Genomic DNA, 8,790 nt, shown 5'->3' with positions numbered 1-8,790 from the left:
CTTTCGCTGGAAGCCCAGCTTGAGGCGCGCGTGCTGATGATGTCCACGAACAACGTGCTGTCGCCCGCCAACGGCGCGCCGATCATCGTGCCGTCGCAGGACATGGTGCTTGGCCTCTACTACACCACCATGCAGCGTGACGGCATGGTGGGCGAGGGCATGGCTTTCGGCTCGGTCGAGGAAGTGGAGCACGCGCTGGCCGCCGGCGCCGTGCATCTGCACTCGCAGATTACCTGCCGCCTGCCGCAGATCGACGAGGACGGCAACGAGGTCATCAAGCGTTATGAGACGACGCCCGGCCGGGTCCGTCTGGGCGCGCTGCTGCCGAAAAACGCCAAGGCTCCGTTTGAACTCGTCAACCGCCTGCTGCGCAAGAAGGACGTCCAGAACGTCATCGACACCGTCTACCGCTACTGCGGCCAGAAGGAATCGGTGATCTTCTGCGACCAGATCATGGGCATGGGCTTCCGCGAGGCCTTCCGCGCCGGCATCAGCTTCGGCAAGGACGACATGGTCGTGCCCGAGTCCAAGTGGGACATCGTCGGCGAGGTCCAGGAGCAGGTGAAGGAGTTCGAGCAGCAGTATCTCGACGGCCTGATCACCCAGGGCGAGAAGTACAACAAGGTCGTGGACGCCTGGTCGAAGTGCAACGACCGCGTGACCGAGGCCATGATGACCACGATCTCGGCCAAGCACCAGGACGAGAACGGCGCCGAGATGGAGCCGAACTCGGTCTACATGATGGCGCACTCGGGCGCCCGGGGTTCGGTCAGCCAGATGAAGCAGCTTGGCGGGATGCGGGGCCTGATGGCCAAGCCGAACGGCGAGATCATCGAGACGCCGATCATCTCGAACTTCAAGGAAGGCCTGACCGTTCTTGAATACTTCAACTCGACCCACGGCGCCCGCAAGGGCCTGTCGGACACGGCGTTGAAGACGGCGAACTCGGGCTATCTGACCCGCCGCCTGGTGGACGTGGCGCAGGACTGCATCGTGCGCGAGCATGACTGCGGCACCGACCGGGCGATCACGGCTTCGGCTGCCATCAACGACGGCGAGGTGATCTCGCCGCTGTCGGAACGCATCCTGGGCCGTGTCGCGGCCGAGGACGTGCTGGTGCCGGGCGGGGACGAGGTGCTGCTGCGCCGCAACGAGCTGATCGACGAGCGCAAGGCCGACGCCATCGAAGGCGCGGGCGTGCAGAACGTCCGCATCCGCTCGGCCCTGACCTGCGAGGCCGAGGACGGGGTCTGCGCCCTCTGCTACGGTCGCGATCTGGCCCGCGGCACGCTGGTCAATATCGGCGAGGCGGTGGGCATCATCGCCGCCCAGTCGATCGGCGAACCCGGCACGCAGCTGACGATGCGGACCTTCCACATCGGCGGCATCGCCCAGGGCGGCCAGCAGTCCTTCATCGCGGCGAACCAGGAAGGCACCGTCCGGTTCGAGAACGAGGCCGTGCTGGAGAACGCGAATGGCGAACTGATCGTCATGAGCCGTTCGATGCAGTTGCACGTCATGAACGAGCAGGGCACGGCGCTGGCCAGCCACAAGCTGTTCTATGGCTCGAAGCTGATGGTGCGGGACGGCGACGCGGTGACGCGGGGCCAGAAGCTGTTCGAATGGGACCCCTATACCCTGCCGATCATCGCCGAGCAGGCGGGAACCGCGCGCTTCGTCGATCTTCTTTCGGGCCTGTCGGTCCGCGAGGACACCGACGAGGCGACCGGCATGACCCAGAAGATCGTGACGGACTGGCGGTCGGCGCCGAAAGGCAGCGACCTCAAGCCCGAGATCATCATCATGGGCGAGGACGGCGAGCCGGTCCGCAACGAGCAGGGCAACCCGGTCAGCTATCCGATGTCGGTCGATGCGATCCTGTCGATCGAGGACGGGCAGGAGGTCAAGGCGGGCGACGTCATCGCGCGGATCCCGCGAGAAGGCGCGCGCACCAAGGACATCACCGGGGGTCTTCCCCGCGTGGCCGAACTGTTCGAGGCGCGCCGTCCCAAGGACCACGCGATCATCGCCGAGATGGACGGCACGGTGAAATTCGGCAAGGACTACAAGAACAAGCGCCGGATCATCGTGCAGCCCAACAAGGAAGGCTTTGAGCCCGTCGAATACATGGTGCCGAAAGGCAAGCACATCCCGGTGCAGGAAGGCGACTTCGTGCAGAAGGGCGACTACATCATGGACGGGAACCCGGCGCCGCATGACATCCTGCGGATCATGGGGATCGAGGCGCTGGCCGACTACCTGATCGACGAGGTGCAGGACGTCTACCGGCTGCAGGGCGTGAAGATCAACGACAAGCACATCGAGGTGATCGTCCGCCAGATGCTGCAGAAGATCGAGATCCTCGATTCGGGCGACACCACGCTGCTGAAGGGCGAGCACGTGGACCGCGACGAGTTCGACGAGGAGAACGCCAAGATCGAGGCCCGTGGCGGCCGTCCGGCGCAAGGCGAACCCGTGCTTCTGGGCATCACCAAGGCCTCGCTGCAGACTCGCAGCTTCATCTCGGCCGCGTCCTTCCAGGAAACGACCCGGGTGCTGACCGAGGCTGCCGTCCAGGGCAAGCGCGACAAGCTCGTGGGCCTGAAGGAGAACGTCATCGTAGGCCGCCTGATCCCGGCCGGCACCGGCGGGGCCACGGCCCGCGTCAAGCGCATCGCCGAAGGCCGCGACGCCGAGGTGATCGAGATGCGCCGCGCCGAGGCGGAAGCCGCCGCGGCGCTGGCCGCGCCCCAATCCTCGCCCGAGGTGCGGAACGCGGACATCGACACGGTCATCACCTCGCCCGAGGAGTGATCTGACGGCCCCAAGGAACCGAAAGGCCCGGCCAAGCGCCGGGCCTTTTCTTTTGCGGACGGGGCGCGAGCCGCCCGCGTGCGTGTCATCGGCGGCAGGCGTAGCCATCCGGCCCATAAACAAAACGCCTTGAGAGGGTGGGATGCAGGCGGCGGTCGATCAGAAGCGACGGATCAACCTGCTGCGGCTGTCGCTTCTGGCCATGATGCCGGCGATCCTTCTGGTCAATCCGGCGCTTGGGCCAGGCGGCCTCGGACACGAAGTCATCAAAGCCTTCGGTCTTCTGCTTCTGCTGGTAGGGGTTCTGGGCCGTTTCTGGTCGATCCTCTATGTCGGCGGCGCCAAGAACCGGATGGTGGTGCAGGACGGCCCCTATTCGGTGACCCGGAATCCGCTGTATTTCTTTTCGACCGTCGCCGCGACGGGCATCGGCCTGATGTTCGGGGCGGTCAGTCTGGGGCTGCTGATTGGGGCGACCGACGGCGTGATCCTGTGGAACACTGCGCGGAAGGAAGCCGCCTTCCTGTCACACGGCTTCGGCTCGGATTATGACGCCTGTGCGGCGCGCATGCCCTTCTTCCTGCCCGATCCGCGGCTGTTCCGCACCGGCAGGACCGTGCAGGTCGATATCGCCACGCTGCGGCGCATCATGTTTGATGCCGTTGTCTTCCTGTGCTTCATTCCGATCGTCGAACTGGTGGACCAGCTCAAGGTCGGCCTTGGCTGGGCGCTGCTGTCGCTGTGGTGAGGATGGGCCTTCCCTCTGCCGCTGCCGCATCATAGGGCGGAATGACAACAGCGCCGGCTTTCCATGCGAACCCCTTTGATCTCGATGAACCGCCGGTTTCGGCTTCCCTCTGGCCAGCGTGGCGGGGCGGGGGACAACCTGCTGGCGGCGGCGCTGATGGTCGCCTCGATGGCGGCCTTCGTTTTCAACGACACCGCCGTCAAGGTTGTGACCCAGACGTTGCCATTGTCCGAGGCGATCGCGCTGCGGGGCATCGTCGTCACGGCGATCCTCTGGGCAATCGCGCAACGCGACGGCGGGGTTGTCTGGTGGCCGAAGGGGCAGCGGGACCGGATCATGCTGTCGCTGAGGACGGTGGCCGAGGTGTCCTCGACCCTCGTCTATCTGCTGGCGCTGCAACTCATGTCCCTCGGGCAGTTGTCGGCGGTCATGCAGGCGACGCCGCTGCTGATCATGCTGGCGGCGGCCGTCGTCTTCCGCGAGCGGCTGGGCTGGCGGCGGCTGTCGGCCGTGGGGGTCGGACTGGTCGGCGTGCTGCTGATCCTGCGCCCCGGAACCGGCGCCTTCGACGCCTCGGCAATTCTGGCAGTGGTGGCCGTGGTCCTGATCGTGGTGCGCGACCTTGCCAGCCGCGGCTTCACCCCTGCGGTCAGGTCCAGCACCGTCGCCTTCTACGCCGCGCTCGCCGTCACCCTGGGCGCCCCGCTGACCGGAGAGCTTGGCGACTGGCGCTGGCCGATGGGCGGGGAAGTCATGGGCCTCGCGATCTCGACCGTGTTCCTGACCATCGGCTATCTCACCGCCGTTGCGGTCATGCGGGTGGGCGAGGTCGGCTTCGTCTCGCCCTTCCGCTACACCGCCCTCATCTTCGCCTTCCTCGTGGACCTCGCCGTCTTCGGCGTCTGGCCCGCCGGCTGGACCTGGTTCGGGGCCGGGCTGGTGGTGGCGGCCGGCCTTTACTCGATCTGGCGCGAGGCGCGGCTGCAGGACGGGTCCCGCTGATGCGGGCGCAGCTTCTGGGCCTCTGCCGCTTCTCCTATCTCGGCGGCCGGGGCTTCCAGGTCCGGCACGATTCGATCGAGGAACGGCGGGCTTTCCTTTACGATCCCGCGCGGCTTGCCCGCCGCTGGGCATGGTTCGAGGCGGTGGCGCTGCCTGGCCTGACCCGCCAGACCGATCCCCACTATACCATCGTCATCATGACCGGCCCCGACCTGCCGCAGCCATGGCTGGACCGGCTGCGGGAAATCGCCGCCGCCCACCCGCAGATCCGGCTGGAGCTGGTGCCGCCGATGGAGCATCACCGCGTCGCCTGCGCCCGTGCGATCCATCCCCATGTGGACCCTGCCGCCGACTGGGTCGGGCAGTTCAAGCACGACGACGACGACGGGCTGGCCTTTGACTTCGTCGCCCGCGCCCACCGCGACCTGCGGCTGCTGATGCCGATGCTGCGGCGTGACGGGCGGGCTTTCGGCGACTACATGAAGGGCGTGATCCTGAAGGCGACCGAAATCGGGGTCGAGGCCCTGCCGCGCCATGTCCATGCCACCGGCGTGGCGCTGGTCATCTGGCAGCGCCCGGATGCGCGGGAAACCTGCATCGACCATGAGCACTGGAAGATCGGCAGCTACATGAACGGCATGGCCCTGAATGACCGGCCCATGTTCCTGCGGACGGTCCACCACGACAGCGACTCGGGCGCGCTGGGGCCGAACTATCCCTGGACCGACCCGCCCGCCGACCCTGCACCCCTGCTCAGGCGCCGCTTCGGCGTGGACCTGCCCGCGCTGGACAGGACTGCCAAGGCCGCTGCCCTGCCGGGGGCGGACCGGCCAAGATGGAGACGCTGAGCCTCGCCTCATTGACATCGGCGCGCGAATCCGCATATACGCCCGGCACCCGGCGCGAAAGCGGACGGGAACCCCAGAACCATCACGGTCACGATCCGGGCACAGCCCCTGATCCTCTGGAAATCTTCCCGTCCAGCCCCTGACAGGGTTCGGATGGGTTTGGCGTTTCGCGATGGGCGCGAAAGGCTGTCGAGAAGTGGCGCGCCAAGCCCGGGCGCGAGTATCGCAAAGCAAGACGGGGAACCGAATGCCGACGATCCAACAGCTGATCCGCAATCCGCGGCAGCCCAAGGTGCAGCGATCCAAGTCGCAGCACCTGCAGGGAAACCCTCAGAAGCGCGGCGTCTGCACCCGCGTCTACACCACCACGCCGAAGAAGCCGAACTCGGCCATGCGGAAGGTCGCCAAGGTGCGCCTGACCAATGGTTTCGAGGTTATCAGCTACATCCCCGGCGAAAAGCACAACCTGCAGGAACACAGCGTCGTGCTGATCCGCGGCGGTCGGGTGAAGGACCTTCCGGGTGTGCGCTACCACATCCTGCGCGGCGTCCTGGATACCCAGGGTGTCAAAGATCGTCGTCAGCGTCGTTCGAAATACGGCGCCAAGCGTCCGAAGTGAGGGTTAGATAGATGTCCCGTCGTCACGCCGCTGAGAAGCGCGAAGTCCTGCCCGACGCCAAGTATGGCGATCGCGTGCTGACCAAATTCATGAACAACCTGATGGTTGACGGCAAGAAGTCGATTGCCGAGACGATCGTCTACAACGCGCTCGACCGCGTTCAGGGCCGCCTCAAGCGCGAGCCGATCGAGGTCTTCCACGAGGCGCTCGACAACGTGAAGCCCTCGGTCGAGGTGCGTTCGCGCCGCGTCGGCGGTGCCACCTACCAGGTGCCGGTCGAAGTCCGCCCGATCCGCCGCGAGGCGCTGGGCATCCGCTGGCTGATCGACGCCGCCAAGAAGCGCAACGAACACACCATGGAAGAGCGGCTCGCGGGCGAGCTGGCCGACGCGGTGAACGGCCGCGGCACCGCGGTGAAGAAGCGCGAAGACACCCACAAGATGGCCGACGCCAACAAGGCGTTCAGCCACTACCGCTGGTAAGGACCGCGCATCATGGCACGCGTTTACGCACTCGACCATTACCGCAACTTCGGCATCATGGCCCACATCGATGCCGGCAAGACAACCACGACCGAACGGATCCTGTTCTACACGGGCAAGAACCACAAGATGGGCGAGACGCACGAAGGCGCGTCCACCATGGACTTCATGGAACAGGAAGCCGAGCGCGGGATCACCATCTCGTCGGCCGCCACCACCACCTTCTGGCAGCGTCAGGAAGACCCGACCAGCGAAGGCACGTCGGAAACCAAGTACCGCTTCAACATCATCGACACCCCCGGCCACGTGGACTTCACCATCGAGGTCGAGCGTTCGCTGGCGGTGCTTGACGGCGCGATCTGCCTGCTGGACGCCAACGCCGGCGTCGAGCCGCAGACCGAGACCGTCTGGCGCCAGGCAGACCGCTACGAGGTGCCGCGGATCGTGTTCGTCAACAAGATGGACAAGATCGGCGCCGACTTCTTCAAATGCGTCCAGATGATCAAGGACCGCACCGGCGGCACCCCCTGCCCGATCGCCCTGCCGATCGGCGCCGAGGACAAGCTGGAAGGCATCGTCGACCTGATCAAGATGGAAGAATGGGTCTGGAAGGGCGAGGACCTCGGTGCAAGCTGGGTCCGCCAGCCGATCCGCGACGAGCTGAAGGACGTTGCCGAGGAATGGCGCGGCAAGATGATCGAGCTTGCCGTCGAACAGGACGACGAGGCGATGGAAGCCTACCTCGAAGGCAGCGAGCCTGACGAGGAGACGCTGCGCCGCCTGATCCGCAAGGGCACGCTGGCGCTGGCCTTCTTCCCGGTCACTGCCGGCTCGGCCTTCAAGAACAAGGGCGTCCAGCCGCTGCTGAACGCGGTCATCGACTTCCTGCCGGCGCCGGTCGACGTGCCGCCGCTGATGGGCTTTGCGCCCGATGACGAGACGGAAACCCGCAACATCGAACGCAAGGCCGATGACTCGGAACCCTTCTCGGCGCTTGCGTTCAAGATCATGAACGACCCCTTCGTCGGCTCGCTGACCTTCACGCGCGTTTATTCGGGCGCGCTGAAGAAGGGCGACCAGATGCTGAACGCGACCAAGGGCAAGCGCGAGCGTGTCGGCCGCATGATGCTGATGCACGCGATCAACCGCGAAGAGATCGAGGAAGCCTTCACCGGCGACATCATCGCGCTTGCGGGCCTGAAGGACACCACCACGGGCGACACGCTCTGCGATCCCGCCAAGCCGGTGGTCCTGGAAACCATGACCTTCCCCGAGCCGGTGATCGAGATCGCCGTCGAGCCCAAGTCCAAGGCTGACCAGGAAAAGATGGGCCTGGCCCTTCAGCGCCTGTCGGCCGAGGACCCGTCCTTCCGCGTCGAAACCGACCTCGAGTCGGGCCAGACGATCATGAAGGGCATGGGCGAACTTCACCTCGACATCCTGGTCGACCGCATGAAGCGCGAGTTCAAGGTCGAGGCGAATATCGGCGCCCCGCAGGTGGCCTACCGCGAGACCATCTCGACCGAGGCCGAGATCGACTACACCCACAAGAAGCAGACCGGCGGCACGGGCCAGTTCGCCCGCGTCAAGCTGGTCATCACCCCGACCGAGCCGGGCGAGGGCTACTCGTTCGAATCGAAGATCGTGGGCGGTGCGGTGCCGAAGGAATACGTCCCGGGCGTCGAGAAGGGCATCAAGTCGGTCATGGACTCCGGTCCGCTGGCAGGCTTCCCGGTGATCGACTTCAAGGTCGCGCTGATCGACGGTGCGTTCCACGACGTCGACTCGTCGGTGCTGGCCTTCGAGATCGCATCCCGTGCGGCGATGCGCGAGGGCCTGAAGAAGGCCGGCGCCAAGCTGCTGGAGCCGATCATGAAGGTCGAGGTGGTGACGCCCGACGAATACACCGGCTCGATCATCGGCGACCTGACCAGCCGTCGCGGAATGGTGCGCGGCCAGGACACCCGCGGCAATGCCAATGTCATCGACGCGATGGTGCCGCTGGCCAACATGTTCGGCTACATCAACAACCTGCGTTCCATGTCCTCGGGACGCGCAGTGTTCACGATGCAGTTCGACCATTACGAGGCCGTGCCGCAGAACATCTCGGACGAGATCCAGAAGAAATACGCGTAATGCCGGCGGTGCGTGGGAAACCACGCACCCTGCCCAAACCGTAGGGTGCGTGCCTGCACGCACCGTCCCAGAACAGGAGCTTTGCAATGGCAAAGGCAAAATTCGAACGGACGAAGCCGCACGTCAACATCGGGACGATCG

General features: G+C 65.6%; 7 protein-coding genes. All 7 read left to right on the top strand.

Annotated features, from left to right (window positions below; all coding sequences use genetic code 11):
• Positions 1-2,814 (top strand): DNA-directed RNA polymerase subunit beta' (locus Q4F04_RS13650; protein ID WP_303370356.1); only part of this gene is annotated, 2,814 nt, incomplete at its 5' end.
• Between the two features lie 142 nt (positions 2,815-2,956).
• Positions 2,957-3,562 (top strand): isoprenylcysteine carboxylmethyltransferase family protein, encoded by a 606-nt coding sequence (locus Q4F04_RS13645; protein ID WP_303370355.1) that lies wholly within the window; start codon positions 2,957-2,959, stop codon positions 3,560-3,562.
• Between the two features lie 84 nt (positions 3,563-3,646).
• On the top strand, positions 3,647-4,564 hold the full coding sequence (locus Q4F04_RS13640; protein WP_303370354.1) for a DMT family transporter: 918 nt from the start codon (positions 3,647-3,649) through the stop codon (positions 4,562-4,564).
• Positions 4,564-5,412: a glycosyltransferase gene (locus tag Q4F04_RS13635; protein ID WP_303370353.1), complete on the top strand. Its 849-nt coding sequence runs from the start codon at positions 4,564-4,566 to the stop codon at positions 5,410-5,412. Before Q4F04_RS13640 ends, Q4F04_RS13635 begins: the two co-directional genes overlap by 1 nt.
• A gap of 247 nt (positions 5,413-5,659) precedes the next feature.
• A complete protein-coding gene (rpsL, locus tag Q4F04_RS13630) occupies positions 5,660-6,031 on the top strand; it encodes a 30S ribosomal protein S12 (RefSeq protein WP_036707536.1) in 372 nt (123 codons plus the stop codon).
• Positions 6,032-6,042: 11 nt separating this feature from the next.
• Positions 6,043-6,513: a 30S ribosomal protein S7 gene (gene rpsG, locus Q4F04_RS13625; protein WP_182791572.1), complete on the top strand. Its 471-nt coding sequence runs from the start codon at positions 6,043-6,045 to the stop codon at positions 6,511-6,513.
• A gap of 12 nt (positions 6,514-6,525) precedes the next feature.
• Positions 6,526-8,649: an elongation factor G gene (gene fusA / locus Q4F04_RS13620; protein WP_303370352.1), complete on the top strand. Its 2,124-nt coding sequence runs from the start codon at positions 6,526-6,528 to the stop codon at positions 8,647-8,649.
• The last annotated feature ends 141 nt before the right edge of the window (positions 8,650-8,790 follow it).

This window comes from Paracoccus sp. (in: a-proteobacteria) (assembly GCF_030536915.1).
GTDB lineage: Bacteria > Pseudomonadota > Alphaproteobacteria > Rhodobacterales > Rhodobacteraceae > Paracoccus.
Note: the sequence above shows the minus strand (reverse complement) of the source record. Positions and strands in the feature narration are given on the sequence as shown.

Bases quoted from the DNA above. Each gene is read 5' to 3' on its own strand.
- Q4F04_RS13640 (WP_303370354.1), top strand. From the start codon at position 3,647: ATGAACCGCCGGTTTCGGCTTCCCTCTGGCCAGCGTGGCGGGGCGGGG.
- rpsG (WP_182791572.1), top strand. From the start codon at position 6,043: ATGTCCCGTCGTCACGCCGCTGAGAAGCGCGAAGTCCTGCCCGACGCC.
- fusA (WP_303370352.1), top strand. From the start codon at position 6,526: ATGGCACGCGTTTACGCACTCGACCATTACCGCAACTTCGGCATCATG.
- rpsL (WP_036707536.1), top strand. From the start codon at position 5,660: ATGCCGACGATCCAACAGCTGATCCGCAATCCGCGGCAGCCCAAGGTG.
- Q4F04_RS13635 (WP_303370353.1), top strand. From the start codon at position 4,564: ATGCGGGCGCAGCTTCTGGGCCTCTGCCGCTTCTCCTATCTCGGCGGC.
- Q4F04_RS13645 (WP_303370355.1), top strand. From the start codon at position 2,957: ATGCAGGCGGCGGTCGATCAGAAGCGACGGATCAACCTGCTGCGGCTG.